A 26,205-nucleotide genomic window follows, 5' to 3' on the forward strand; every position below is an offset into this window, starting at 1 on the left:
CGGCCTCATCCTCTTCAGGCCGCGCGTGCCGACTGGGCGGCGCGTGCGCGCATCCAGGCATGCATATGCGCCGCGACATCGCGGCCGTCGCGAATCGCCCAGACGACGAGACTCGCGCCGCGGACAATGTCGCCCGCCGCGAACACGCCGTCCATGCTCGTCATCATCGTTTTGCCGTCGGTGCGCAGCGTCCCCCAGCGGGTGACGCCGAGCTCGGGCGCGCCGAACAATCTCGGCAATTCCTCGGGATCGAAGCCCAGCGCCTTGATCACCAGATCGGCGGGGACGCCATAGCTGTTGCCCGGATCGGGTTCGGGCGCGCGGCGGCCGCTGGCATCGGGCGCGCCGAGCCGCATCTTGCCGACCTTGACGCCGCTCACCGTCTTGCCGCCCTCGAACCCCTCGGGCGCCGAGAGCCAGACGAACTCGACGCCTTCCTCCTCGGCATTGGCCACCTCGCGCTGCGAGCCCGGCATATTGGCGCGGTCGCGGCGATAGAGGCACTTCACCGAGGCCGCGCCCTGGCGGACCGCGGTGCGGACGCAGTCCATCGCGGTGTCGCCGCCGCCGATCACGACGACATGCTTGCCCTGCGCGTCGAGGGTGCCGTCGTCGAAGGCGGGGACCGTATCGCCAAAGCCCTTGCGGTTCGACGCGATCAGATAGTCGAGCGCCTCGACCACCCCCTCGGCGTCGACGCCCTTCGCCTTGATCGCGCGCGGCTTGTAGACGCCGGTGGCGATCAGCAGGCTGTCATGCCGGGCGCGGAGTTCGTCGAGCGTGGCGTCGCGGCCGATCTCGAAGCCGAGATGGAAGACGATCCCGCCCGCTTCGAGCCGCTCGACGCGGCGCATCACGACAGGCTTCTCCAGCTTGAAGCCCGGAATGCCATAGGTGAGCAGCCCGCCCGCGCGGTCGTGCCGGTCATAGACATGGACGTCATAGCCCGCGACGCGCAGATATTCGGCGGCCGAGAGCCCGGCCGGCCCCGCGCCGATCACGCCGACCGATTGGCCGCGCGGGGCTCCGGCAACGAGCGGCTCGACCCAGCCCTCTTCCCAGGCGGTATCGGTGATGAACTTCTCGACCGATCCGATCGTGACCGCGCCATGGCCCGAAAATTCGATCACGCAATTGCCCTCGCACAGCCGGTCCTGCGGGCAGATGCGGCCGCAAATCTCGGGCATGGTCGAGGTCGAATTGCTCAGCTCATACGCCTCGCGCAGCCGCCCCTCGGCGGTCAGCCGCAGCCAGTCGGGGATATGGTTGTGCAGCGGGCAATGCACCGAGCAATAGGGCACGCCGCATTGCGAGCAGCGCGAGGACTGCTCCTCGGCCTTCTCGATCGCATAGCGGTCGGCGATCTCGCGGAAATCCTCCGCGCGCAGCTCGGCCGCGCGCTTGGCCGGAAAGGCCTGCCCCGCTTCCACGAATTTGAGCATCGGATCGTTCGCCATGCCGCGCCCCTATCTCAGGGGAGCCGACAATAAAAGGCAGTACTACTTACCTATTTATCGAATCATGGCGACGAAGTTGCGTTCCGGCGCATTCCGAACGCGTTTTTAATCCCGATGCGGACCTATCTTAGCGCCAGCCACGCCAGGGCCACCGCTCCGGCGCCGATTCGGTACCAGGCAAAGGGCGCAAAGCCATGCTTGCTGACGATGCCGACAAACCATTTGATCACCAGCAGCGCCACCACGAACGACACCGCGAACCCCACCGCGATCTCGCTCCAGCCGACCTTGCCGTGCAGGTCGACCCCCTTCTTGGCGAGCTCGAGCACAGTCGCGCCGAGCATCGTCGGGATGGCGAGGAAGAAGCTGAACTCGGCCGCGGTGCGCCGCTCGACGCCCAGCGTCAGCGCCCCCATGATCGTCGCGCCCGAGCGGCTGACGCCGGGGATCATCGCGAGGCACTGGATCACCCCGATCCCGATCGCGCGCACCACTGGAATCTCGGCGACGCCGTGCACCGTCCCCGCCTTGACCGCGCGCTCGATCGCCAGGATCGCCACGCCGCCGGCGATCAGTGCCCAGGCCACGATCGTCGGCGATCCCAGCATCGCCTCGATCTCGTCGTGCAGCAGATAGCCCAGGATCGCCGCGGGGATGAAGGCGATGATCAGGTTGCGCACGAAGCGCAGCGAGACCGGATCGAGCTTGAGCAATCCCATCGCCACCGCCCAGAAGGTCCGCCAATAGAGCACCACCACCGCCAGGATCGCGCCGAGCTGGATGATGACGTTGAACATCGCCCACTCTGCGGCGTCATAGCCCATCAGCTCGGAGGCGAGGATCAGATGCCCGGTCGAGGAGACCGGCAGGAATTCGGTGATGCCTTCGACAATGCCCAGCAGCACGGCAACAAGCAGTTCGATCATGCGGAAATACGCCCCCGGTTACGCACCCTAGTCTGCATGCGGAAAGATTAAGGCTTTCAGGCGGCGAGCTTCGCGAAGCGGCCATGGCGGCGATACTGCACCAGCCAGCCCGGCGCGACGCTCGCCAGCGGGGTCGGATCGATGCCGAGCGCGGCGAAGCCCCTGGCCCCCGGCGCGACCAGATTGTCGCGCCCCAGCATCCGCCACTGGTCGCCGGTGATCGGCGATCCCGGCAGCATCGGCACCAGCGCGCCGATCGGATCGGGCAGCTCGATAAAGGCGGGGTCGCGCCCGATCTCGTGCGCGATCCAGCGGAACAGCTCGGCCATGCTCAGCACATCGGGCCCGCCCAGCTCATAGGTCTGGCGGCCATGCGCGAGCGTATCGGCCAGCGCCACCGCCACCGCCTCGGCCGCATCGGCGACCCAGGCGGGCTGGAAGCGCGCCTTGCCGCGCAGCACCGGCACGACCTTCTTGCCGCCGATCAGGCCGGCGAAGCGGTTCACGAACCGGTCCTCGCGCCCGAACAGGATCGAGGGGCGCAGGATCGTCGCGGTCCGGAACGCGCCGAGCACTGCGCGCTCGCCATCGGCCTTGGAACGGCCATAGGCTGAGGCCGATTCGGGATCCGCGCCGATCGCCGAGATCTGGACGAAGCCGCTCGCTCCCGCACGGCTTGCGGCGATCGCGGCATTCTGGGCGCCTTTCACATGCACGGCGTGGAATTCGTCGGCCTTGAAGGTGCCGACCAGATTGACCACCGCGTCCGATCCCGCGACCGCCTCGGCGATCGTCTCGGGCAGGGTGATGTCGGCCGCGACGAACTGGGTCTGGCCGAGCCCGCCCAGCGGCTTCAGGAACCAGGCGTCGCGCGGCCGCCGCTGCGCGATCCGCACCCGGGCGCCGCGCGCCAGCAGGGCCTGAGCGACATAGCGGCCCAGAAATCCGCCGCCGCCGATGAGGGTGACCAGCTTGTCCTTCACGCGCGCCTCCTTGAACAGAGTCGCCCCATGCCGCGTGCGTGCGCGATGGGCAAGCGCGTCGCGCCGCCGCCCGCGCGTCGTGGTCCGGCTCACCCATGTTGATAATAGTGCGAAACGCTATATTATGAACGCATGCCCGGCGATGCCCGCCCCGTGCGTATCCTGCTGCTGCGTCCCGATGCCGACGCCGATGCGATCGCGCAGGCGCTCGCCGCCCATCCCGATGCCGAACTGATCGGTGCCGTCTCGAGCGCGGCCGAGGCCGAACGGCTGATCGCGGCGCTCCCGCGGGGCGCCGAATTCTGGGCGCGCTCGCAGGGACGCTACACGCGCGTCTGCGAGGCCGAGCTCGACTGGGTCGAGGCCGAGCGCGACTATGTCCGCCTCCATACCGCCGGCGCTTCCTTCCTCCACCACGAGCCGCTAGGCGCCGTGGCCGCCCGGCTCGACCGCCACGCCTTTCGCCGCGTCCATCGCTCGGCGATCGTCCGCTGGGACCGCGCCCGCGAGATTCGCCGCCGCCCCGACGGGCTCACCGTGGTCACCGGCCTCGGCGCCCAGGTCCGTATCGGGCGCAGCTACGCCCCCGCCTTGCTCGCCGCCCTCGGCTGAATCGCGCGCAGGAATGTGACAAAGCTGCCACAGCCGGGCGGCATAGTGATTATTGCGTTTCGCAATATGATCATTTCACGCCAGCCGCGCTCGAATCGCGAAAGCCGCCATTCGCCGCCCGCTCCACCATGGTCCCACGCAAACCAACAAGGGGCCAACCATGCGTATCACCCACAAGCTGCTTTCGGCGACCGCGCTCGCCACCGCCATCCTGATCCCCGGCGTCGCCAGCGCACAGGACGATCCCGCGCCCGCCGACGCCGAAACCGCGCAGAGCGACGCGCCGATCGTCGTCACCGGATCGCGCATCGCCCGTCCGGGCCTCACCTCGGTGGTTCCGGTGACCACGATGCAGGCGAGCGAGCTGCTCGATACCGGCAATATCTCGCTCGGCGACGCGCTCAATCAGCTGCCGGCGATGCACCAGACCTTCAGCCAGGCCAATTCGGGCGGCTTTATCGGCACCGCGGGGCTCAACCTGCTCGACCTGCGCGGGCTCGGCACCGCGCGCACGCTGGTGCTGGTCAATGGCCGCCGCCACGTCACCGCCCAGCCGGGCACGCCCACCAGCGTCGACGTCAACACCATCCCTGTCGACCTGCTCGAGCGCGTCGATGTCGTCACTGGCGGCGATTCGGCGGTCTATGGGTCGGACGCGGTCGCGGGCGTGGTCAATTTCGTCCTCAAGCGCGACTATGAGGGCTTCCAGATGCGCGCCCAGGGCGGCGCCACCGGCCGCGGTGACCGCGGCACCTATCTGATCACCGCGACCGCGGGCAAGAATTTCGCCGAAGGCCGCGGCAATGTCGCGCTCAGCCTCGAATATGCCTTTGCCGACGACGTCTATTACACCGACCGCGACGATCTCTACGGCGCCTATTCGGGCCGCCCGCAGTTCAACATCGTCCAGAACACGCTGACCGAGACCGCGGCGGGCGACGGCATTCCCGACAACGTCTTCCTGCGGGGCATCCGCAACAACAATATCTCCGAGGGCGGCACCTATGCCTCGACCTGCCCCGCGGCGGTCGCGGCGGGATCGCCGACCTTTGCCGCGGTCCAGGCGCGCCGCGCGCTCAACTGCACCGGCGAGCGTTCGAACACCGGCGCCGAGCTCGGCTACAGCTTCATGTTCGACGCCAACGGCAATCTCGCGCCCAACAACTGCACGCGCGACCTGCGTCCCTTCGGGTCGAACAATTGCGTCGGCGGCCGCGGCTCGACGCTGCGCCTGACCGGCCAGCTGCTCCCCCAGCTCGAGCGCAAGTCGGCGAACGCGCTGGCCAGCTTCGAATTCAGCCCGGCCTTCCGCGTCTTCCTCGAGGGCAAGTTCATCCGCATCAACGGCAACCAGGAGGGCCAGCCGACCAGCATCGCCAATCTCCAGGGCACCTACAGCATCAACAATCCCTTCCTGACGCCCCAGGCGCGCGACGTGCTGGTGCGCAGCCTTGCGCCGGGCGCCACGACCTTCAACATTCAGCGCTTCAACGTTGATTTCGGCGGCCGCGGCGAAGTCTATCAGCGCGACACCTTCCGCATCGTCGGCGGGGTCGAGGGGACATTCAACGAGGATTGGCGCTACGAGGTCGCGGTCAATTACGGCCAGACCGACACCCATTTCGACGCGACGAACCGCATCCTGCTGCCCCAGTTCCGCAACGCCGCCGACGCGGTGCTTTCGGGCGGGCAGATCGTCTGCGGGATCAATGCCGATGCCGATCAGACCAATAACGATCCCAATTGCGTGCCGATCAACGTGTTCGGCTACGGCAAGCCCTCGGCGGCGGCGCTTCGCTACGTCAGCGCCGATGTGTTCCGCGATCAGCGCGCCTCGCTGCTCACCGTCAGCGGCTTCGTCTCGGGCGATTTTTCGCAGCTCTTCACCCTGCCCGGCGGCCCGGTCTATTTCGCGCTCGGCGGCGAATATCGGCGTGAGACGGCGCGGTCGGACTATGATCCGATCACGACGAGCGGCCTCACCGATTTCAACGTCATCCTCCCGTTCCACGCGCCCGTGCTGGAGGTGAAGGAGGCCTATGGCGAACTCCGCGTGCCGTTGCTCGCGGGAACCCCCTTCTTCGAGGAGCTGACGCTCGAGGGCGCGGGCCGCGTCTCCGACTATAATTCGGGTGCGGGCACCACGGGGACGGTGTGGACGTATAATGTCGGCGGCATCTGGTCGCCGGTGCGCGGGCTTCGCGTCCGCGCCGGCTATGCCAAGTCGGTGCGCGCGCCGACGCTCGGCAATCTCTACACCCCGCCGTCGCAGACCTTCCTCAACGGCCTGATCGATCCGTGCAGCCAGGCCAATATCAACAACGGCACCGCCAATCGCGCCGCCAATTGCGCCGCGGCGGGCGTGCCCACCACCGAGATCGTCAACGGCCTCAGCACGCCCTGGACCAACCTGCCCGCCTCGGGCATCCGCGGCCTACAGGGCAGCAACCCCAATCTGAACGAAGAACGCGGCACCAGCCTCACCATCGGCGCGGTGCTCCAGCCCGCGGCGCTGCCGGGCTTCTCGCTGACGGTCGATTATTACGACATCACGGTCGACAATGTCATCCTGGCGCTGGCGCCGCAGACGATTATCGATCTCTGCTACGACAGCACCAGCGGCATCAATAACCAATATTGCGCCGCGATTTCGCGCCGCCCGGACGGCACCTTCATGGGCCAGTCGAACCGCAATGTCGGCGGCACCACCGTCCAGTATACGGTCGGGCCGAACGACAGCTCGTTCCTCGCCGGCCCCTTCAACTTCGCCAAGCTCAAGACCTCGGGCGTCGATTTCGACGCGGCGTGGAACGGCAATATCGGCGGGGTGAAGGTCGGCCTGCGCGGCGTGGTGAGCTGGCTGATTGCCCGTGACAATTTCACCAACGTCAACGATCCGACCTTCCGGGATCGCGCCAAGAGCGAGCTCAACGAGCCCGAATTCGCGGGCAGCCTCGAGGCCAATTTCGACTTCGGCCAGATCGATCTCGGCTATAATCTGCGCTGGATCGGCCGCCAGACGATCGATTTCTACGAAACCACCCACAGCCTCGACGGTCGCCCGCCGACGGATCTCGACAAGTTCCCGGTCGTGTGGACGCCCGACATTTTCTACCATTCGGTCCGCATCGGCTTCGAGCCGACCAAGACCTACCGCTTCTATTTCGGCGTCGACAATCTCTTCGATCAGAACCCGCCCTTCGGCTTCGACGGCACCTGCGGCACGGGCGGCGTCTTCGCCTGCGGCGCGGGCGGCACGGGCACCGCGATCTACGAGAATATCGGCCGCTTCTTCTACGCAGGCGCCGTGCTCAAATTCTGATCGCCGCCCCGCGATCATGGGCACGGCCAGGGGGCCGGCGATGCCAGTCGCCGGCCCTTTTCTATTGAGGGCTGTTCTTTCTTCGTCACCCCGGACTTGTTCGGGGTGACGAAGAAGGCTGTTTGATCCAGCCATTCGGCCCAACGCTCGTCGCCCCACGCCGCCCTTCGTCGAAACCCCGATAGCCGCCCCCTCTCGCCACCCCCACACTCACCCGCGATGGCCAGCCATGCCCAGCCCCTCGGTGCGTCCCAATGCGCGCCGATCCGCCGGTTCTCCCCCGGGCCGGGCAAGGTGCTGCGCTGGCCGGGCGGGGAGGCGGTGTTGTGCCGGGCGGATGCGTTCGCCGCGCTCCCCGCCTTTCCATCCGGCAGCTTCACCATTCTGTTCAGCGCCAGGGATCGCGGCCGCTGGGAACTGGCCGCGCCCGAGCGGCGCGTGATCGATGCCGGCGCCCGGCCCTTAACGGCGGCGGGGTTCGCGGCTTCGGCGCAATTGCTCGCGGTCGCGCTCAGCCCCGCCTTTCTGCTCGATGCCGCGGGGCTCGCCTGGCACCCCAATCTCGCCTTCCGGTCCGCACGCGACGGCGGCGACGACATCGCCTGGCTGATGGGCGTGGCGCTGCGGCAGGAATGCCGCGACGGCGGGCGCCACGGCCCCGACTACGCCGCGCGGATTGCCGGCGTGCTCGCCGCGCGCCTCGCCGAGCGCCATGTCCGCCTCGACACGGTGCGCCCCCTACAGGGGGGACTTACCGGCCACCGCCTCCGCGCCTGTCTCGATCATATCGAGCGCAACCTCCACCGCGACCTCGCGCTGGCCGAACTCGCCGAGCTGGCCAATCTCAGCACGCCCCATTTCGCCCGCGCCTTTCGCCGCTCATTGGGCGAGCCGCCCTATCGCTATTTCCGCCGGCAGCGGATCGAGCGCGCCAAGAGGTTGCTCGCCGAAACCGACCAGGGAATCGCCGAGGTCGCGCTTGAATGCGGTTATGCCGCGCAATCGCATTTCAGCTCGGCGTTCAAGCTGCTGACGATGAAGACCCCGGCGGCCTACAGGCGCGCCGAACGCGAGTTGCGCGGGAGCCAGGCCGTGTTGGAAATGTTGGATTCGGCCGCCGCGGCCGGAAGCGAACGGTGCCGAACCCCCTAACTTTTGTAACTTTCGTTGGATTCAGAGCGCCGCGATCGTCCGTTCGCTCTCGACCTGCGCGACCGGGAAGCCCTGCGCGATCCAGGCCGCGAAGCCGCCATTGACCAGCTTCACCGCATAGCCGAGCTCGGCCAGCGCATGCGCGGTGCGCACCGCGTCGAGCCGCAGCGCGTCGCTGCCATAGACGGCGATGAAGGGCGCGCGGGGCAGCGCCGCGGCGCTTGCCTCGGTCACCTCTCCCGCGGGCAGGTTGATGCTGCCGGCGATATGCGCGGTCGCGTGCGCGCGCGGCAGCCGGGCGTCGATCAGCGGCGGCGCGATCTCGCGCAGCTGCGCGTCGAACAGCTCGCACACGTCGATCTCGAATTCGATGCGGTGGGCGAGCAAGGCCGCCATCACCCGCGCGGGCAGCGGCGCGGCGTCGATCCGGTCGGCCAGGTCGGCGGTGCGGAGCGCGGTCAGGTCTTCGGGCGCGATGCCGCCGCGCGCGAAATCCGCCAAATCTCCCGGTCCGATCTCCATTGCACGCGCCTCCATACGAGCAAATGGAGCAGAACCCGGGCGGCGCCCATGCTCAAGTATGAAGTGATCAGTGGGAGATAGCCGGGGACGAGTGGGGGGAAAGCGAAACGAATCAGGCGGCGCACGGGCGCTGCTGGGTCACCGGCGAGGTCAGCGCCAGGCTGCGCTGCAATTCGCCGGCGGTCTCGAGGATCTGCTCCTCGGCGCGCACCGGATCGGCCTCGGCCAGCTCGGCCGCGGTGCGCAGATGCCCCGCAAGCCCGCGCGGATCATAATGGACCCGCGCCGCGTGCAGGTCCGCCGCCAGCGCCTCGCTCTCCAATCGCGCCGCCTCGGCCGCCGCCTCCTGCGCGTCGCGCGCGAGCAGCCGTGCGGTGACGATGCCGACGACCAGCCAGTAGAAGAGCGAATAATAGAAGCTGCGCCCCTGCAATTCGTAGAGATAGGCGCTGCTGAGCGCCATCGGCTTCATCCCGTCAAAGCCGTAGAGCGTGAAGAGCCAGGTGATCACCGAGATCGGCACCGACCAGATCGCCGTCGCCAGCGTCCCGACCACGCCATGGATCAGGATCGCGGGCTGGGGGCGGCCGCGGCGGAACATCGGGAAGCGGCGCGCGAGCCAGACGATGCCCGGCGTCAGCAGCGCCCAGACGGTCCAGTCGATCAGCCCGTCGAGCATCACCAGCCCGGCGCTGTCGAGCGTCATCTTGGGGTTGATGATCCATTGCTGGAGCACGATCAGCGCGGAAATGATGACGATGCCCGCGATCGCGATCAATATGATACGCATCCGCGGATGGTTCGCCCACCAGTTCGCTTGCACCTGCATCCCCAAGGACATACTACGATTAGCAATGCTGATGCTACCCCCTAACTTCCGCCCTGGATACTCCGGTGTCGCCTGACCCGCGCACGCTCGAACCGGCGCCGTACAAGATCGTCCTCGTGGCGCTCGCGGTCGGCACCTTCGCGGCCGGGCTCTACATGTCGAACGCGCTGGTCGCGGTGTGGCGGTACGAGGTGAAGCACCCGGCGATCGAGATCGTCACGCGGCTGCTGCTGCTGTTCTGGCTCTGGGCGCCGCTCGCGCCCTTCGTCTGGTGGGCGGCGCGGCGCTGGCCGATCGCGGGGCCGCATCTGGTGCGCCGGCTTGGCGTGCATCTGGGGCTCGCGCTCGGCACCTGGATCGCGCACGCCTTGCTCTTCTGGGCGGCGCTCGCGCTGCGGACCTGGGCGGGTATCGCCTCGCTCACGCTCGGGGTGCGCTGGCCGCCCTTCCATTACACCCAGCTGATCGTGCTGATCGACACCGATCTGGTGATCTATGCCGGGATCGTCGCCGCTTCGTCGATCTGGCGCAACCATGCGCGCGCGGTCGCCTCGCGCACCTGGCGCGATCGGGTCGAGGGACGCCGCTCGACCGCGTTGCTCGAGGCGCTCCGGCGCCAACTCCGCCCCCATTTCGTGCTCAACGCGCTCAACATGGCGCTGAGCGAGCTGGTCACCCGTCCCGGCCGCGCGCGCTCGGTGCTGGCCGATCTCGCCGCGCTGCTCGAAAGCACCGAGCGGCTCGACGGCCATCTCGTCGATCTCGACGCCGAACTCGAGCTCGTCCGCGCCCATGCCGCGATCGAGCAGGCGCGCTTCAGCGACCGGCTCGACGTACGCTGGGACCTGAGCGTCCCCCCGGGCACGGTCCAGGTCCCGCCCTTCGCGGTGCAGACTTTGTTCGAAAATGCGGTGCGTCACGGGCTCGAACGCAGCGCCGGGCCGTTCTCGATCTTCATCGAGGCGCATGTCTTCTCGTCCAGCGCGGTGCGGATCCGGGTGCGTGACAGCGGCGGATCGATCGCCGACAGCGATTCGCGCGGCGCGGGGATCGCGCTCGACAATCTGCGCGCGCGCCTTGCCCTGCTGTTCGGCGACGGCACCACGCTTACGCTCCGCGTCGAGGGCGGCTGGACCGTTGCCGAACTGACGCTGCCGATGGCGCAGGCGGCAAAGGCGCCGTCATGACGCTGCCCGCGCGCGTCATCATCGTCGACGACGAGCCGCCCGCGCGCGAACGGCTGGCGCGGATGCTCGCCGAGGTCGGGGGCCTGACCATCGTCGGCGAGGCGGGGGACGGCGCCGGCGCGCTCGAGCTGCTCAAGACCGAACGGCCAGCGATCGCGTTCGTCGACATCAACATGCCCGGCATCACCGGGCTCGACATGCTCCGTGCTGCTCCCGCCGAAATGCGCCCCGCGGTGGTGCTCGTCACCGCGCATCTCGATTTCGCGGTCGAGGCGCTCGATCTCGACGTCGCCGACTATGTCGTGAAGCCCTATACGCTCGAGCGCCTCCGCCAGGCCTGCCGCCGCGCGCAATTGCTCGGGCGTGCCCCCTCGACCGCGATGAGCTGGGTCGCGGCGCGCGACGCGGGCGATCTGGTGACGCTGTTGCCCGAGGATATCCAGGCGGTGCTGGCCGAGGGCAATTATGTCCGGCTGCTCACCCAGAATGCGGGCTATATGGTCCGCTCGACGCTCAAGCAGATGCAGGAGCGGCTGGCGAATCACGGCTTCGTCGCGATCGGCCGCTCCGCCATCGCCAGCGTGCGCTGGATCGAGCGGCTGAGCCGCGACCGGCATGGCGACGGCATCCTCACGCTGCGTTCCGGCGAGACGCTGCGCGTGTCGCGCGCCTTCCGCCGCGGAGTCGAAGCCGCCATTCAAGGTCAGTAATCGTGCGAATTGCATTATGGAAACGGGCGGGTTAGCAAGAGCCATGGCCACCGTGACCCTCGACCAGACGGCGACCGCGCCCGAAGCGGAATCCAGCCCTGCGCTGACCGAACTCGAAGCGCATGTCCTCGCGCAGATCGCGGTGCACCAGCCCGTCTCGGCCTATGACGTGATGAAGGCGCTCGCCCGCTCGCCGGTCAGCTCGCTGTCGGGCAGCACCGGGGCGATCTACCCGATCGTCAAGCGGCTGCGCGAGCGCGGTCTTGTCGATGCCGCCCCGATCAAGGGATCGCCGCGGCGCACCGAGGCCCTGTCGTGCACCCCCGAGGGCCGCGCCGCCGCCGCGCGCTGGGTCGGCGCCGTGTCGGAGGCCGATCTGCTCCCGCACGATCCGCTTCGCTCGAAGATCCTGTTCTTCAGCCTGCTCACCAAACAGGAGCAGATGCGCTTCCTGCTCGAGGCGAGCCGCGCGCTGGAGAGCAAGCTCGACCAGATCGAGGCCTATGCCCGCACGCTCGACGGCGCCAATGCCGAGCTGGCGATCGCGGGGGCGGTGGCGAGCACCAAGATGCGCCGCCGCTGGCTGCAGGACGTGCTGCTCGAAATCTCGCAGTCCTAGGATCTGCCCTCCATTCGCTTTGGCTTGGCGCATCGGGGTCAAGCCCCTGCAATGTAGGATTTCGCCTGCTTGGCTCGCGCAGCCGGTCGATCCGCACAAAGCGGACGGAGCATTTTTCTCCGGGAACTGCGCGGCGGAAAACATGCGCGGCAGTGTCACCCTAGTTTTACCTTTCGCATGCCGGGTCCCGCCAGCCGCCTGCGCCAATCGAGTCCGGACCCTAAACCCTCCACTTCGTCACACCGCCGCACCACTTCGCTCCAAACCCGCCCTTGAGCGCTTCTCGTATAGTACGAATCGCAATATCAACCTGCCCGAGGGAGACGGGCATGTATCTGTGCGATCAGGTGGCGCAATCGCGGCGCGAGACGCTTGTCGAGGATGGCGGGGGCCGCGTCCACTCTGTGCCCGGCCCGGCCGATCTCGCTGCCGATGTCCGCGCCTGCAGCACCCGCTATGTGCTCGACGCGACGGTGCGCGACACCTGTCTCGAGCTGCTGTGCAACCGCGCCGAGGTGATCCGGCTCGAGGATCGCTGTTACCGCATTCCGCATGAGGCCTTGTGGATCGAATGGACCGATCCCGCGGGCGCGGGCAAGCGCGCGGGCGTGATGGTGCTCGCCGACGACGAGACCGGGCGGCGCGGCATCATGCACAGCTTCAGCCAGGACGCGGCGAGCAGGCCCTGGGCGGCGCAGATCGTCTTCGCCTTCGATTTCGACAATGAGCTGTCCGACCAAAGGGCCTTGTGCGGCCTGGGCTTCGGCGAGGTGCGCGATCCGCAAGCGGTCGAACGCATGTTCCGCCACGGCATGGGGCGGATCGACCATCGCTGGCTCGCCTATTTCCGCGCTTCAGGAGGATTACCCCCCGATGCGCTCCAGCAGATGCTGCGCTCGGTCGCGCCCGATTTCGGGATGCTCTGCGCCTTCCTGCTGTTGCTCAGCCTCGAATGCGCGGTGGCGCAGCCGCGCGCCGGGCTCGACAAGATCAACCGTGCCCGAGCGCGCACCGGCAAATCGCTGCTGCTCGACCATGTCGAGGTGAGCCTCCGGCTCGCGGCGGTGGGCGAGCACGGGTTCGGCGTCGGTTCGAGCCGTTCGGCGGCGCGGCTGCATCAGGTGCGCGGCCATCTGGTCCGCCGCGCGGGCAAGACCTTCTGGCGTAACTACCATCTGCGCGGCGATGCTGCCATGGGGGTGATCGCCAGCCGCACCGTGCGCGTCTCCGGCAATGGCGCAGCGCTCAGGGCGGGGCTGGGCTAAGGGCGCTTTCGCTCGCCTGACGGCGAGTTGCGGCACCGGCCCGCTCCCCCACCCAACCTCCCTTACTTTAGTGGCCTATGGGAGGCCGGGTGGGGGAGCGGGCCGGTGCCGCCCTCACACAAAAGCCCCGATCTCGGTCATGCCCCCGCTCAGCGGATAGCCGGTCACTTCGACCCCCGCCGCGTCGAGCCATGCATGCGCGTCGATCGGCTTCTCGTCGGACTTTTTCGCGCCGAAATGCATCACGCTCTCGATCCCGCGCCGCCGCAGCATCGCGTGCGCCGCCATCGCCTGGGGCAGGCAGACCGCGTCGAACGGAACATGCTCGGCCGCGCGCGTGACCGCCCAGCCCACCTCGCGCGCGATCTTCGCCTTTGCCTCGGGCCCGGGCAGCTTCGCTTCGGCGATGCGCGGATCGGTGGCGGGAACAAAGGTCCCGAGCTTCTTCGCGATCTCGCGAAACGGCAGGTTGGCGATCTTCATCCGCGCCGCGATCAGGCGCACCACCGCCTCGGCCAGCAAGGCGCGCTCGCGCCAATCCACCTGGATCAGCCGCGTTGCCTTCGATTTCCAGCTTCGCCTTCGCGCCATGCCCTATCGCCGCCGTCTATCGCTTTCGGGGCCGAAATTGAGCCGCCGGGTTACATTGTAGTCGAGCACCGCCATGACGAAATAGGCGATCAGCTGCTTGAAGCGCGTCCAGGGCCCTGTCCGCGCCTTGTGGACTGCCGCGGTGATCGGCTCCGAATCGGCGATCTCGCCACCGACATAGGCGCGGACATGCGCGGCGAAGGCCTGGTCGTCGATCCGCAGCATCAGCTCGAGGTTCAGGAACATCGACCGGATGTCGAAATTGGCCGATCCGACATGGACGACATCGTCGATGACATAGAGTTTGGTGTGGAGCTTGGCCGGCAGATATTCGAAGATCTGGACGCGTTTGCGCAGCAGCCCCGCATAGGTGAAGCGCGCCGCCCACAGCGCCGCGCCATGATCGACCCTGGACGGCAGCACGAGCCGCACCCGCCCGTGCCCCGCGGTCTTGTCGAGCCGCCGCAGCATCGCCGGATTGGGCGTGAAATAGGAGGTGATCAGATCGAAGCGCCGTGCCGCCTCCATGTCGCGCTTGACCACGCGGGCCCAGGGCGAAAGGCGCCGCATCGGACCGCCGAGCAGCCAGCGCGTCGGCCCTTCGGGCTCGCTCCAGCTGCTCAGCGTCTGGGCGAGCTTGCGCAGCGACGCACGCGGCCGCTTCGCCCAGCGCGACAGCGCGTCGAAATAGCCGACCAGCCGTCCGGCCGCGGGGCCCTCGACCAGCAGCCCCAGATCGCGCCAGGCATCCTGTTCGGCGGTGCCGAAATAGCTGGCCTGGATGTTGAACCCGCCGATGATCACGCGCGCCTCATCGGCCAGCGCGAGCTTCTGGTGGTTGCGCAACAAATAGCGCCGCCCCCAGCGTGGCACGAAGCGGCACACATCGATCCCCGCCTCGCGCAGCGGATCGAAGAAGCGGCGTTGCGCCGCATGCTCGCTGCCGAGCCCATCGACGATCAGCGACACCTGCACGCCGCGCTGCGCCGCTGCGATGAGCGCCTCGCGCAACGCTTCCCCCACCGCGTCATCGACATAGATATAGTAGAGCACGCGCAGCGACCGTTCGGCCGAACCGATCAGGTCGAGCAACGCCGCCAGCCGCTCGGGCCCTTCGGTGAGCATTGTCAGCCGGTTGCCGTCGACGGTGAAGCTGGGCTGGGCGGGCGGATCGGCCATCACGGCCTGATGGCGGGCGGCACGGCAAAGGGCAAGCGGGCCGCATTTTCTTGACTCTGGCCCCCTCGCTCCCTAAGTCGCCGCCTTTCCCGGAACACCCGTAAATCAAGGATAGCGTAGATGGCGCGCGTCACCGTCGAGGATTGCGTCGACAAGGTTTCCAACCGGTTCGATCTGGTGCTGTTCGCGGCCCAGCGCGCCCGCCAGATTTCGGGTGGCGCCGAGCTGACGATCGATCGCGACCGCGACAAGAACCCGGTCGTGGCGCTGCGCGAGATCGCCGAAGAGACGGTCCGCCCGGGCCATCTCGAGGAAGCGGTGGTCTCGAGCCTCCAGCGCGTCCAGATCGACGACGAGGAAGCCCCCGACGAGGTCGGCTCGCTCTCGGCCTCGGCCGAGGCGCTGCGCCTGACGGCGGCTGCTCCCCCGCGTAACCAGAATCTGGGCGGCGACTACGACGGCTGAGCGCGAGGCCCGAGGCTAACGAAGTTGGTCGAGGACCAGCCGAGCGCCGGCCGGCGGGCAACGCCCGACCGACGACGCGGCTTTGCCGCGGCGCTGCTCTCAGGAAAAAGGCCCCGGAGCGATCCGGGGCCTTTTTCGTTCAGGCCGGGATCAATTCCCCTGCCGCATCTGCATCATGCGCTGGCGAACGGCTTCCTTCTCGGTCGCGTCGATCTTGCCGTCATGATTGGCGTCGATGCGGTCGAAGCGCATGCCGGCCGCGGCGGCCATCTCGTCCCTGGTGACGAAGCCGTCGCCATCCGCGTCGGCGCGCGCGAGCATCCGCCCGCCCGGTCCCGCGCTCTGCTCGGCCTGGCTCAACTTGCCGTCCTTGTCGGTATCGAGCTGGTCGAAGCGCGCGGCGCTCCCCTGCAGCATCTCCTCCTTGCTCGTGACGCCGTCGCCATTGGGATCGGGGAACAGCGCCGCCATCATCGCGCTGCCATCCTGCGCGAACGCCTGGCCGGGCAGCAGCACCATCGCGCCGGCCGCGATCGCGGCGGCCAGTATCACCTTCTTCATCTCAAACTCCTTGGTACGCCCTCGAAGCCCGCTATGGCGGATGGCTGTCGCAAAATTATGTCAGCTCTCGGGCTCGGGCCTGCCTTTGAAGCCTTGGGCCACCACGAACCATTCGACCGACCCCTTGCGGCTCGACGGCGGCTTGGCGTGCTTCACCGTGGCGAAGTTGCGCTTCATCTCCGCGACCAAAGCCGAATCGGCGCCGCCGGCGAAGACCTTGCTGACAAAGGTCCCGCCCGGCTCGAGCATCTGGACCGCGAAATCGAGCGCGGCCTCGACCAGCCCCAGCGTCCGCAGCGCGTCGGTCTGCGGATGGCCGACGGTGTTCGCCGCCATGTCCGACATCACCAGGTCGGGCCGCCCGCCCAGCGCCTCGATCAGCGCTTGCGGAGCCGAATCGGCCATGAAGTCCATCTGGAGGATCGCGACCCCGTCGATCGGATCGACCGGGAGCAGGTCGATCCCGGCCACCGCCGCCTTGGGGATGGTCCGCCGCACCACCTGGCTCCAGCCGCCGGGCGCCAGCCCCAGGTCGATCACCCGCTTCGATCCCTTGAGGAAGGAAAAGCGCTCGTCGAGTTCGATGAGCTTATAGGCCGCGCGGCTGCGATAGCCCTCGGCCTTGGCGCGCTTGACGTACGGGTCGTTGAGCTGGCGCTCGAGCCAGCGCGTCGATTGCGCGGTCCGCCCGCGCGTCGTCTTCACCCGCGTATGTCCGCGGCCCCCGCCTCTACTCATAGGGTCTTCCCGTTCATCAGCCGGCGCAGGATGCCCTCGCGGATGCCGCGATCGGCGATGCCCAACCGTTCGGCGGGCCAAAGGTCGAGGATCGTCTCGAGGATCGCGCAGCCCGCCACCACCAGATCGGCGCGCTCGGTGCCGATGCAGTTCACCTTGGCGCGATCGGCAAGGCTCAGATGCGCGAGCCGCTGGCTCACCTCGCGCATCGACCCTGCGGGGACGATCAGCCCGTCGACGACGCTGCGGTCATAGCTTTCAAGGCCGAGATGGACGCTGGCGAGCGTGGTCACCGTGCCGCTGGTCCCGAGCAGGCGGCGCGTGCCCGGCGGCGGGTCGAGCCGCGCGACGAACGGTGCGAAGGCTTCGCTCACCTTCGCGCGCATCGCGGCATAGACCGCGGCGCGGCCTTCGGCCCCCTCGCCATGTCCGGCCGCCTCGGTCAGCGACACCACCCCCCAGGGCGCGCTGTGCCAGTCGAGGATGCGCGGGATCGGCTGGCCCGAATCGACCAGCACCAGCTCGGTGGAACCCCCGCCGATATCGAAGACGAGCGCGGGCCCGTCGCCCGGCTCGAGCAGCGCGTGGCACCCCAGCACCGCGAGCTTCGCCTCTTCCTCGGCGGTGATGATGTCGAGCGCGATCCCGGTCTCCTCATAGGCGCGCGCGATGAATTCAGGGCCGTTGGCGGCACGCCGGCAGGCCTCGGTCGCGACCGAGCGCGCGAGTGCCACCCGGCGCCGCCTGAGCTTGTCGGCACAGATGCGCAGCGCGGCGAGGGTGCGGTCGATCGCCGCATCGGAAAGGCGGCCGCTGGTGGCAAGCCCCTCGCCAAGCCGCACGATCCGCGAAAAGGCATCGACCACCGCGAACCCGGACCCTTGCGGGCGGGCGATCAGCAACCGGCAATTATTGGTGCCGAGATCGAGCGCGGCATAGTGGCGCGCCTCGCCCCAGCGCGGACGGGCGGGCCCGGAGGCGCCAGTGCCCGGCATCGAAGCCATCTCGACCGGGACGGGACCCGGTTCGTGGGGCGGTATGGCGGAGCCATCCCCCATGATCATGTCACCCGCATTATGTTCTTTCCGTCTCGGCACTTGCCTGCCGTCCGGTGCTTGAAGGGGAGGTTAGCGCGCGCAGGCGCAGGGGGCAAGGGAGCGGCCTTGCCGGTGTTGACTCGGGGGGTGGCGCTGGCTAGGTGCCCGCGCTCGCGGTGCCCCGTCGTCTAACGGTAAGACTACGGACTCTGACTCCGTCTATTGAGGTTCGAATCCTCACGGGGCATCCAGCTTCCCTAATCGTGGATCACGCAAATCTCGGCGTTCTGGTGGTCCAGCGCGTTGGCAAGGCGTTTGTTTTCCGGGCGGCTCCAGGCGGGATCGGGGGACCTGATCGTGATCGTGCCGCCATTCACCCCCTGCCGGATCAGGTAATCGCGCACATGTTGCGCACGCGCGGTCGCCAGCGCCTGCGCGCCACCGGGGAAGCGCGTGGCGCCGCTGTTGCCGGTGATCGCCACCGGAGCACCGCCATTGTCTTCGACATCGCTCACGACACGATCGAGGATCGGCCAGGCCGAGCGCGGGATTTCGGCCGAATCGGGGTCGAAGAAAATCGAAGTGCAGAACGCCGCCGCCGGTACAGGTGCGGCGGGTGGAACGAAGAACAGTTCGGCGAGCAATAGCGACAGCATCGGGCCCTCGATCGAAAGCGCGGATCAGCCAGAGTTACGCGGCGGCGATCGCTCCGGATATGCCATAATCATTGCACTGACGGGGCGCGCCAGCGCGGCGGTGCGACGTCGAAGGCCACGGTCAGCCGTTCGCCCGCCGCGAAGGGCAGGGTGCCGTGCCACATTGTCGAGGGGAACAGCACCAGCCGGCCCGGCCGCGGCTCGATCGTGCGCGCGGGGGGCAGGTCGAGCCCGAGCACCGCCGGCGGCTGGCCCAGCGCCAGCCGGCCGGCATCGCCCTCGCCGCCCTCCGGCAACGACACATAGAGCGCCGAGCTGAACCAGCCCGCCGGGTGGACATGATTGATATGGTGGCCTCCGCCCTCGAGCCGCACCGACCAGCTTCCCGAAAAGCGCACCGGCCGGTCGCGCCGCTGGCTCAGCGTCGGGTGGCTCGGGTCGGGCGGTGGCAGCTGTGCGATATGTGCCTCGACCGCCTCGACAATCGCCGCCCTCAGGGCGCGGATCTCGGGATCGATGCGCGTGAACAACAGGCCGTCGGTCTGGGTGCCGCCGCGCACCGACTGGTCGAGCGGCGCACCCCGGGCAAGGTGCAGCGAGCGCAGCAGTTCGCCCAGCCGATCGAGCGAAGGCAGGCGGTCGGCGAGATCGATCACCGAAACCAGCCGCGAATCGCCTTCCAGCCATTCGCGGCGCGGGTCGCCGGTCAGGGTCCAGGCGGCCGCCGCATAGGACCACATCAGCGGGATCTGCCCGGGCACGGCCAGCCAGCGATCGATCAGCGGCAGCGCCTGCGCCACCCGGCCGGTTCGCAGCAGATGCCGCACCTGCATCACGCCGAAACCCACCTCGGCGACCGCATCGCCGACCTTTGCGAACATCGCGTCGGCCTTGCCGGCCTCGCCCAGTTCGGAAAGCGCGACGGCCTCATTGGCATCGAAGAAGACCGAGTTGCCCATCGCGGCGCGGCCGCGGCGGACGGTGTCGAGCATCTCCTCATGGCGTTCGGCCTGGCCGAGCATATGGATCAGCGCGTGCCATAACGGGAACTCGCGGGGATGGGCGGCGAGCGCGCGATCGAGCGAGGCCCGGGCGCCTGCGCGGTCGCCCATCATGTAGCGCAGCCGCGCCAATCCCTGATGCCCGGCGATCCAGCCGGGGTTTTCGGTCAGCACGGCTTCGAGATCGGCGGCACCCCGTGTGTCTTCGCCCAGCGCGAAGCGGGACGACGCGATTCCAAGAATCACATCGCTGCTATGCGAGTCGATGCGCGCCGCAGCTTCGAACAGCGGCAGCGCGTCGCCCCCGGCTTCGGACTGGGTCAGCGCGCGGCCAAAGGCGATCGAGAGGTCGCGCGGGGCCAGCGCGGCGGCGTGCGCATAGGCCTCCAGCGCCTCCGCATGCCGATCGAGCGCGCGATGGAGCACGGCGGTCCATTGCCACAATATGGCGTTGCTCTGCGCCCGCGCCGCGGCCGCCGCGAGCACCGGCGCCGCCTGCTCTTCGTCGCCCGTTTCGATCGACTGCCGGGCGAGCTGCGCCAGTGCGGCAGGGTCGAGCCCGGTCACGCGCCGCTATTTCGCCTCGGCGATCAGCTCGCGCGCGGTCTGGCCGGTCCAGTCCATACCGCCGCGCATCCGCCAGACTTCCTTGCCGTTCGAATCATAGAGGATGGTGACCGGCAGGCCCTCGCCCATCGACAGGCTGAAGGCGCTGTCGCTATCGATATAGGGCTGGAGCCGCTTGAAGCCGGCCTTCTGGAAGAAGCTGTCGACCACGGCCGGCACGTCCTTGCTGTCCTGCGAAAGCGCCAGCACGGTCACCGAATCGCCAAGCGATTCCGCCAGGGTGTCGAGCGTGGGCATTTCCTTGACGCAAGGGATGCACCAGGTCGCCCAGAGGTTGAGGAGCACCGGCTTGCCCCGGAAATCGGCAAGGCTCGTCTTGGCGCCCGCGGGGTTCTGGAACGCGATGGTGGGGGCGGTTTCGCCCGCATGCTTGCGGTCGAGCGTGCCGATCACTTCCTCGACCACCGTCTCGTTGCCCGCGCTTTCCGCGTCGGCAGTGGAGGCGTTGATAGTTTCGTTTGCTTGGCTTTGGGGCTGCGATTGCCTATCGCAGCCGCCGATCGCGAGAGCCGCCAGCAGGAGAAGAGGGATCACCGGGCGCAAGGACAGCTCCAACAGCATGTGGGGCGGCAGGTTTGCCGAAGGCCCCTCCGCGGTGATGCGCGAGATAAACGCCTCCATCCCCTTCGACAAGCGGCTGTGGCGGCAGGATCTGCGCGGGAGCCAGGCGCACGCGGCGATGCTGGGCGCGCAGGGAATCATCACGCTGGAGGATGCGGCGGCGATCGGCACCGGGCTGGAACTGGTCGCGGCGGATTTCCGCGCGGACGGCGTGCCCGTCGATCTGGCGCTCGAGGACATCCACATGCTCGCCGAAAGCCGGCTGGGCGAGAAGATCGGCGCTGCGTCGGGGCGGCTCCACACCGCGCGCTCGCGCAACGATCAGGTCGCGACCGATTTCCGCCTCTGGGTGCGCGATTCGATCGACGAGGCGAACCGCGCGCTGGGGCTGTTGCAGGACGCGCTGCTTGCCCGCGCCGAGCAACATGCCGACAGCGTGATGCCGGGCTTCACGCATCTGCAGGTCGCGCAGCCGGTGACGCTGGGCCACCATCTGATGGCCTATTACGAGATGATCGCGCGCGATCGTTCGCGGTTCGCCGATGCGCGGGCGCGGCTCAATCTCTGCCCGCTGGGGAGCGCGGCGCTCGCGGGCACCGGCTTTCCGATCGACCGCGATTCGACCGCGTCGGCGCTGGGCTTCGACGGCCCCACCCGCAACTCGCTCGACAGCGTCTCGGACCGCGACTTCGCGATCGAATATCTGACCTGCGCCACCCAGTGCAGCCTCCATCTCAGCCGCCTTGCCGAGGAGTTCGTGATCTGGGCGAGCCAGCCCTTCGGCTTCGTGTCGCTCTCGGACCAATGGTCCACCGGCAGCTCGATCATGCCGCAGAAGCGCAACCCTGACGCCGCCGAGCTGGTGCGCGGGCATTCGGGGCGGATCGCGGGCAGCCTGGTCAGCCTGATGATGACGATGAAGGGGCTCCCGCTCGCCTATTCCAAGGACATGCAGGACGATAAGCCGCCCGTCTTCGAGGCGCACGACCTGCTGGGCCTCAGCATCGCCGCGATGACCGGGATGGTCGAAAGCGCGGTCTTCCGCACCGATCGCATGCATGAAGCGGCGAGCGCGGGTTTCTCGACCGCGACCGATCTCGCCGACTGGCTGGTGCGCGAGGGCGGGGTGCCGTTCCGCGAGGCGCATCACATCACCGGACGTGCGGTCGCCCGCGCCGAGGCCGATGGCGTCCGTCTCGATCAGCTCCCGCTCGACGCGCTCAAGGAAATCGACGACAGGATCGATGACCGGGTGTACGGCGTTCTGAGCGTCGAGGCGTCGGTGGCGAGCCGCACCAGCTTCGGCGGGACGGCGCCGGCGCGGGTGCGCGCGGCGGTCGCGGCGGCCCGGGCGGCGCGCGAGGAGGAAGGGCGATGAAGCGGCGATTGCTGGCGATGCTGGCCTTGTCCCTGCCAATGGCGTTGGGCGGCTGCGGCGCGCGTGAGGCGCTGGTGCAGCCCAAAGGCAAACCGATGCCGGTCGCCGCCTATGCCGCGCAGAAACCGCCCAGTGCGGAAGATCTGCTGGCAGCCCCCATGCAGACCCGCCCCGCGCGCAGCGACGATCTGATCGAGAGCTCCGAAGAACGCCGCAGCGACGAATTCGAACTCCCGCCGCCGAATTGAGAAAATGGACCATTTCCAGCTGAAGAACGGCGAACTCTACGCCGAAGACGTTCCGCTCGCCCGCATCGCCGAGGCGGTGGGCACCCCCGTCTATGTCTATTCGACCGCGACGCTCCAGCGCCACGCGCGCGTGTTCAAGGCGGCGGTCGCGCAGGCCGGACGCACGCATGTCGCCTTCGCGATCAAGGCCAATCCGAACCTGGGCGTGCTCCGTGTGCTCGCGAACGAGGGCTTCGGCGCCGATGTCGTCTCGGGCGGCGAGCTCAAGCGCGCGCTCGCCGCGGGGATGGCGGCGAAGGACATCGTCTTCTCGGGCGTAGGCAAGACCCGCGCCGAGCTGGCAATGGGGCTCGACGAGGGGATCGGCCAGTTCAACCTCGAGCTCGAGGAAGAGGGCGTCGTGCTCGCCCAACTCGCGGCCGCCAGGGGCGTGACCGCGCAGGCGACGCTGCGGGTGAACCCCAATGTCGATGCGGGGACGCACGACAAGATCTCGACGGGCAAGGCGGAGAACAAGTTCGGCCTGCCGATCGACGAGGCGGTGGAGATTTTCGACCGGCTCGCGCCACTCGAAGGGCTGAACCTGCGCGGCGTGGCGCTGCATATCGGCAGCCAGCTCCAGAGCCTCGATCCACTCGAGGCCGCCTTCACCCGCATCGGCAAGCTGGTCGAGCAATTGCGCGGGCGCGGGCATGCCATCACCCATGTCGATCTCGGCGGCGGGCTGGGCGTGCCCTATCGCGCCGAGGATAATCCGCCCAGCCCCGACGAATTCGGCGCGATGGTCGCGCGGGTGACGAAGGGTTGGGACGTCGAGCTGATGTTCGAGCCTGGCCGCGTGATCGCCGCCAATGCCGGCGTGCTGCTGACCGAAATACTGTGGGTCAAGCCCGGCGTGATCCAGCCCTGGGTGATCGTCGATGCCGCGATGAACGATCTCGCCCGCGTCGCCATGTACGACGCCTGGCACGATTTCGCGGCGGTGCGGCCCAGCGGCGAGACGATGACCGCCAATGTCGCGGGGCCGGTGTGCGAGAGCAGCGACGTCTTCGCCAAGGCGCGCGTGATCGATGTCGTGAAGTCGGGCGATCTCGCCGTGCTGCGATCCGCGGGGGCCTATGGGGCGACGATGGCGAGCACCTATAACAGCCGTGCGCTGGTCCCCGAGGTGCTCGTCTCCGGCGACAGGTTCGAGGTGGTCGCGGGCCGCATCGCCGCCGAAACGATCATGGCCGCCGAAGGCGTGCCGGAGTGGCTCAAGCAGTGACCATGGCCGCGCTGCCCCTCTTCGTGAAACTGGCGGGGCGGCCGGTGATGTTGCTCGGCGAGGGCGAAGCGGCGGAGGCCAAGCGCCGCCTGCTCGAACGCGCGGGAGCGCGGATCGTCGGCGAGGAGGAAGAGGCGAGCCTCGCCATCGTGGCGCTCCCGGAACCCGAAATGGCGGTCGAACGGCTCCGCGGGCGTGGCGTGCTCGTCAACGTTCCCGACCGACCCGAGCTGTGCGACTTCACCCTGCCCGCGATCATCGACCGCGACCCCGTTCTGATCGCAGTGAGCACCGGCGGCGCTTCGGCCGGCCTCGCCGCGGCGCTGCGCCAACGGATCGAGGCCATTCTCCCCGTCAAGCTCGGCAAGCTCGCCTGGGCGCTCGGCCTCGCGCGGGCCCGCATCCGCGACCGCTGGCCCGATCTCGGCGACCGCCGCCGCGCGATCGGCGAGGCGCTGGCCGAGGGCGGCGCGCTCGATCCGCTCGCCGATCACGATCCCGAGGCGGTCGATCTGTGGCTCGCGGGCGGCGGCGCGGCGCCCGAGACGCGCTTCGTGCGCATCGCGCTGCGCTCGGCCGATCCCGACGATCTGACCTTGCGCGACGCGCGCGCGCTTGCCCAAGCCGATCGCATCTTCCATCGTCCCGATGTGCCGCAATCGATCCTCAACCGCGCCCGCGCCGATGCCGTCCGCCAGCCCTGCGCCGCGGCACCCGTCGATCGCGGCCCCGGCCTTTCCGTCGACCTGGCGATGTCCCGATGAGCGGCTTCGCCTATGCGGTGCAGGGCGGGCAAGTCACCCAGCCCGAGATCAAGGCGGCGCTCGAGGTTCCGGGGACGCTCGTCTGGATCCATCTCACCACCAACAATGATCACGCCAAGTCATGGCTGGGCGATGAGGCGGAACTCTCGCCCTATGTCGTCGAGGCGCTGACTGCCGCCGAGACGCGCCCGCGCTGCGACGCGGTGGGCGAGGGCGCGGTGATCAATCTGCGCGGGCTCTCGGCCGATCAGATGGTCGCCTCCGATCCGCTCGCCTCGATCCGCATGTACGCGCATCAGGGCTGCGTCTTCTCGGTGACGCGGCGGCATCTGAACGCGCTCGATCCGGTCCAGCGCCAGGTCGAGGCAGGCAGGATCCTCGATCCGGGCGACCTGATCGCGGCGCTGGCGCAGGAGATCACCGAGGAACTCGATCCGGTCGTCGCCGAACTCGGCGACACGCTCGACGATTGCGAGGAGCGGATCACCGGCCACCACGCCTTCGATCTGCGCCGCCAGGTCAACGAGACCCGCAGCCGCGCGATCGGCTATCGCCGCTTCCTCAATCCCCAGCGCGCCGCGCTCGAAAAGCTGGCACTGCTCCCCGGCGAGTGGCTCCGCGACGACGACCGGCTCCATCTGAGCGCCGCCGCCGACCGCGCCGCGCGCATGGCTGAGGAATTGGAGAGCATCCGCGAGCGCGCCGCGCTGACGCACGAGACGCTCACCGATTTGCGCTCCGAGCAGATCGATCAGCGCTCGCTGATCATTGCGGTGGCGGCGATGGTGTTCCTGCCGCTGACCTTCTTGACCGGGCTGTTCGGGATGAACGTGCCGTTGCCCTTCACCCATTCGCCCGAGGCGTTCTGGTGGATCACCGGGTCATGTGTCGCGATGGCAGCGGCGATCACCGCCTATTTCATCGGAAAGCACTGGTTCCCGAACTGAGGCGTTCCACCTCGTCGTGGAGTGCCTGGATCGATGCGACCAGCCGTGTCCGATCCGCCCGCGTCGTCGCCAGTTCGTTGCGCGCCTCGCCCAGTTCGATCGCGCGCGCGGCGATGCGGGCGTCGAGCGCGAGGTTCGAGCGCTTGAGCGCCTCGATCCGCGATGCCCGTGCCAGCGTCCGCTCGATCCGCGCGGCGAGCACCTCGAAGGCGAAGGGCTTGGCGATATAGTCGTCGGCGCCCGCCGCGAGCGCCTTCACCGCGCCCGCGGGATCGCCCTGCCCGGTCACCATGATCACCGGCAGGTCGATCGTGTCGAGCGAGCCGCGGATCTCGTGGAGCACGTGCATTCCCGAAATCTCGGGCATCGTCATGTCGAGCAGCACCAGGTCGAAGCCGCGCCCGGTCAGCAGGTCGAGCGCCTCGGCCCCGCTGTCGCTCAGCACGACCAGATAGCCGAGATGACCCAGCCGCGTGGCGAGGACGTTCAGATTGGTGCGGCTGTCGTCCACCGCGAGGATAGTGCGCGTCGCGCGGCCCAATCCCGATCCACAGCGTCCGCCTTCGATCCCCAGTTCCATCGCCCTCGAACCCCTGTTTAG

27 protein-coding genes and 1 tRNA gene are annotated in these 26,205 nt (G+C 68.5%); 14 read left to right on the forward strand and 14 right to left on the reverse strand.

Annotation, left to right across the window (positions count from 1 at the left end; translation table 11 throughout):
- Positions 1 to 14: 14 nt before the first annotated feature.
- The 3 genes from OF829_RS06790 to OF829_RS06800 all read right to left on the reverse strand — a co-directional run bounded on the left by OF829_RS06790 (position 15) and on the right by OF829_RS06800 (position 3,366).
- A complete protein-coding gene (locus tag OF829_RS06790; RefSeq protein WP_264939225.1) occupies positions 15 to 1,457 on the reverse strand; it encodes an NAD(P)-dependent oxidoreductase in 1,443 nt (480 codons plus the stop codon).
- Between the two features lie 122 nt (positions 1,458 to 1,579).
- On the reverse strand, positions 1,580 to 2,383 hold the full coding sequence (locus OF829_RS06795) for an undecaprenyl-diphosphate phosphatase (protein ID WP_264939226.1): 804 nt from the start codon (positions 2,381 to 2,383) through the stop codon (positions 1,580 to 1,582).
- Between the two features lie 56 nt (positions 2,384 to 2,439).
- On the reverse strand, positions 2,440 to 3,366 hold the full coding sequence (locus OF829_RS06800) for a complex I NDUFA9 subunit family protein (RefSeq protein ID WP_264939227.1): 927 nt from the start codon (positions 3,364 to 3,366) through the stop codon (positions 2,440 to 2,442).
- A 132-nt stretch (positions 3,367 to 3,498) separates the two neighbouring features.
- On the opposite strand from OF829_RS06800, the gene OF829_RS06805 reads away from it, so the two are divergent.
- From OF829_RS06805 to OF829_RS06815, 3 genes are all read left to right on the forward strand, one after another.
- The gene (locus tag OF829_RS06805; RefSeq protein WP_264939228.1) at positions 3,499 to 3,978 is read left to right on the forward strand and encodes a LytR/AlgR family response regulator transcription factor; all 480 of its coding nucleotides are present in this window, start codon (positions 3,499 to 3,501) and stop codon (positions 3,976 to 3,978) included.
- Positions 3,979 to 4,138: 160 nt separating this feature from the next.
- Complete coding sequence (locus tag OF829_RS06810; protein WP_264939229.1) at positions 4,139 to 7,300, forward strand: TonB-dependent receptor domain-containing protein; 3,162 nt, start codon at positions 4,139 to 4,141, stop codon at positions 7,298 to 7,300.
- Between the two features lie 219 nt (positions 7,301 to 7,519).
- Positions 7,520 to 8,452, forward strand: a complete 933-nt coding sequence (locus OF829_RS06815) for a helix-turn-helix domain-containing protein (RefSeq protein ID WP_264939230.1) — start codon at positions 7,520 to 7,522, stop codon at positions 8,450 to 8,452.
- Between the two features lie 21 nt (positions 8,453 to 8,473).
- On the opposite strand, the gene OF829_RS06820 is transcribed toward OF829_RS06815, so the two are convergent.
- Entirely contained in the window at positions 8,474 to 8,974 is a 501-nt protein-coding gene (locus OF829_RS06820; RefSeq protein ID WP_264939231.1) for a rhodanese-like domain-containing protein, read from the reverse strand.
- A gap of 112 nt (positions 8,975 to 9,086) precedes the next feature.
- On the reverse strand, positions 9,087 to 9,803 hold the full coding sequence (locus OF829_RS06825) for a hypothetical protein (protein ID WP_264939232.1): 717 nt from the start codon (positions 9,801 to 9,803) through the stop codon (positions 9,087 to 9,089).
- Between the two features lie 65 nt (positions 9,804 to 9,868).
- On the opposite strand from OF829_RS06825, the gene OF829_RS06830 reads away from it, so the two are divergent.
- From OF829_RS06830 to OF829_RS06845, 4 genes are all read left to right on the forward strand, one after another.
- Complete coding sequence (locus OF829_RS06830; protein WP_264939233.1) at positions 9,869 to 10,990, forward strand: sensor histidine kinase; 1,122 nt, start codon at positions 9,869 to 9,871, stop codon at positions 10,988 to 10,990.
- Positions 10,987 to 11,700: a LytR/AlgR family response regulator transcription factor gene (locus OF829_RS06835; protein WP_264939234.1), complete on the forward strand. Its 714-nt coding sequence runs from the start codon at positions 10,987 to 10,989 to the stop codon at positions 11,698 to 11,700. Before OF829_RS06830 ends, OF829_RS06835 begins: the two co-directional genes overlap by 4 nt.
- 43 nt (positions 11,701 to 11,743) lie before the next feature.
- On the forward strand, positions 11,744 to 12,319 hold the full coding sequence (locus tag OF829_RS06840; RefSeq protein WP_264939235.1) for a PadR family transcriptional regulator: 576 nt from the start codon (positions 11,744 to 11,746) through the stop codon (positions 12,317 to 12,319).
- Positions 12,320 to 12,648: 329 nt separating this feature from the next.
- A complete protein-coding gene (locus tag OF829_RS06845; protein WP_264939236.1) occupies positions 12,649 to 13,584 on the forward strand; it encodes a hypothetical protein in 936 nt (311 codons plus the stop codon).
- Positions 13,585 to 13,698: 114 nt separating this feature from the next.
- On the opposite strand, the gene OF829_RS06850 is transcribed toward OF829_RS06845, so the two are convergent.
- Both OF829_RS06850 and OF829_RS06855 read right to left on the reverse strand, forming a co-directional pair.
- Positions 13,699 to 14,175 carry a lasso peptide biosynthesis B2 protein gene (locus OF829_RS06850; protein WP_264939237.1) on the reverse strand — a complete coding sequence of 159 codons (477 nt, stop codon included), beginning with the start codon at positions 14,173 to 14,175 and terminating at the stop codon, positions 13,699 to 13,701.
- Positions 14,176 to 14,178: 3 nt separating this feature from the next.
- Complete coding sequence (locus OF829_RS06855) at positions 14,179 to 15,354, reverse strand: phospholipase D-like domain-containing protein (RefSeq protein WP_264939238.1); 1,176 nt, start codon at positions 15,352 to 15,354, stop codon at positions 14,179 to 14,181.
- Positions 15,355 to 15,474: 120 nt separating this feature from the next.
- On the opposite strand from OF829_RS06855, the gene rpoZ reads away from it, so the two are divergent.
- Positions 15,475 to 15,819: a DNA-directed RNA polymerase subunit omega gene (gene rpoZ, locus OF829_RS06860; protein WP_264939239.1), complete on the forward strand. Its 345-nt coding sequence runs from the start codon at positions 15,475 to 15,477 to the stop codon at positions 15,817 to 15,819.
- Between the two features lie 150 nt (positions 15,820 to 15,969).
- Here the strand turns inward: rpoZ and OF829_RS06865 are convergent, their stop codons facing one another.
- The 3 genes from OF829_RS06865 to OF829_RS06875 are packed head-to-tail and all read right to left on the reverse strand — an operon-like array spanning position 15,970 to position 18,122.
- Positions 15,970 to 16,380 carry an EF-hand domain-containing protein gene (locus OF829_RS06865; protein ID WP_264939240.1) on the reverse strand — a complete coding sequence of 137 codons (411 nt, stop codon included), beginning with the start codon at positions 16,378 to 16,380 and terminating at the stop codon, positions 15,970 to 15,972.
- 60 nt (positions 16,381 to 16,440) lie between these two features.
- A complete protein-coding gene (locus tag OF829_RS06870) occupies positions 16,441 to 17,118 on the reverse strand; it encodes an RlmE family RNA methyltransferase (protein ID WP_264939241.1) in 678 nt (225 codons plus the stop codon).
- Entirely contained in the window at positions 17,115 to 18,122 is a 1,008-nt protein-coding gene (locus tag OF829_RS06875) for a Ppx/GppA phosphatase family protein (RefSeq protein WP_406701407.1), read from the reverse strand. The genes OF829_RS06870 and OF829_RS06875 overlap by 4 nt, the downstream gene beginning before the upstream one ends.
- 210 nt (positions 18,123 to 18,332) lie before the next feature.
- On the opposite strand from OF829_RS06875, the gene OF829_RS06880 reads away from it, so the two are divergent.
- Positions 18,333 to 18,406: transfer RNA gene (locus OF829_RS06880), tRNA-Gln, on the forward strand.
- Positions 18,407 to 18,412: 6 nt separating this feature from the next.
- Here the strand turns inward: OF829_RS06880 and OF829_RS06885 are convergent.
- The 3 genes from OF829_RS06885 to OF829_RS06895 form a co-directional block, all read right to left on the reverse strand.
- On the reverse strand, positions 18,413 to 18,799 hold the full coding sequence (locus OF829_RS06885) for an OmpA family protein (RefSeq protein ID WP_264939242.1): 387 nt from the start codon (positions 18,797 to 18,799) through the stop codon (positions 18,413 to 18,415).
- 80 nt (positions 18,800 to 18,879) lie between these two features.
- Positions 18,880 to 20,379: a putative 2OG-Fe(II) oxygenase gene (locus OF829_RS06890; protein ID WP_264939243.1), complete on the reverse strand. Its 1,500-nt coding sequence runs from the start codon at positions 20,377 to 20,379 to the stop codon at positions 18,880 to 18,882.
- A 6-nt stretch (positions 20,380 to 20,385) separates the two neighbouring features.
- Positions 20,386 to 20,973, reverse strand: a complete 588-nt coding sequence (locus OF829_RS06895; protein WP_319951537.1) for a TlpA family protein disulfide reductase — start codon at positions 20,971 to 20,973, stop codon at positions 20,386 to 20,388.
- A gap of 25 nt (positions 20,974 to 20,998) precedes the next feature.
- On the opposite strand from OF829_RS06895, the gene argH reads away from it, so the two are divergent.
- The 5 genes from argH to OF829_RS06920 are packed head-to-tail and all read left to right on the forward strand — an operon-like array spanning position 20,999 to position 25,604.
- Positions 20,999 to 22,378 (forward strand): argininosuccinate lyase, encoded by a 1,380-nt coding sequence (gene argH / locus OF829_RS06900; protein ID WP_264939245.1) that lies wholly within the window; start codon positions 20,999 to 21,001, stop codon positions 22,376 to 22,378.
- Positions 22,375 to 22,626 carry a hypothetical protein gene (locus tag OF829_RS06905; RefSeq protein WP_264939246.1) on the forward strand — a complete coding sequence of 84 codons (252 nt, stop codon included), beginning with the start codon at positions 22,375 to 22,377 and terminating at the stop codon, positions 22,624 to 22,626. The genes argH and OF829_RS06905 overlap by 4 nt, the downstream gene beginning before the upstream one ends.
- Positions 22,627 to 22,630: 4 nt before the next feature.
- Positions 22,631 to 23,893, forward strand: a complete 1,263-nt coding sequence (gene lysA, locus OF829_RS06910; RefSeq protein ID WP_264939247.1) for a diaminopimelate decarboxylase — start codon at positions 22,631 to 22,633, stop codon at positions 23,891 to 23,893.
- Positions 23,894 to 23,895: 2 nt separating this feature from the next.
- Positions 23,896 to 24,657 (forward strand): precorrin-2 dehydrogenase/sirohydrochlorin ferrochelatase family protein, encoded by a 762-nt coding sequence (locus OF829_RS06915; RefSeq protein ID WP_264939594.1) that lies wholly within the window; start codon positions 23,896 to 23,898, stop codon positions 24,655 to 24,657.
- The gene (locus OF829_RS06920; protein WP_264939248.1) at positions 24,654 to 25,604 is read left to right on the forward strand and encodes a CorA family divalent cation transporter; all 951 of its coding nucleotides are present in this window, start codon (positions 24,654 to 24,656) and stop codon (positions 25,602 to 25,604) included. Before OF829_RS06915 ends, OF829_RS06920 begins: the two co-directional genes overlap by 4 nt.
- Here the strand turns inward: OF829_RS06920 and OF829_RS06925 are convergent.
- The gene (locus tag OF829_RS06925; RefSeq protein WP_264939249.1) at positions 25,576 to 26,184 is read right to left on the reverse strand and encodes a response regulator; all 609 of its coding nucleotides are present in this window, start codon (positions 26,182 to 26,184) and stop codon (positions 25,576 to 25,578) included. The genes OF829_RS06920 and OF829_RS06925 overlap by 29 nt on opposite strands.
- Positions 26,185 to 26,205 lie beyond the last annotated feature (21 nt).

It is taken from the genome of Sphingomonas caeni (assembly GCF_026013415.1).
Taxonomy (GTDB): domain Bacteria; phylum Pseudomonadota; class Alphaproteobacteria; order Sphingomonadales; family Sphingomonadaceae; genus Sphingomonas; species Sphingomonas caeni.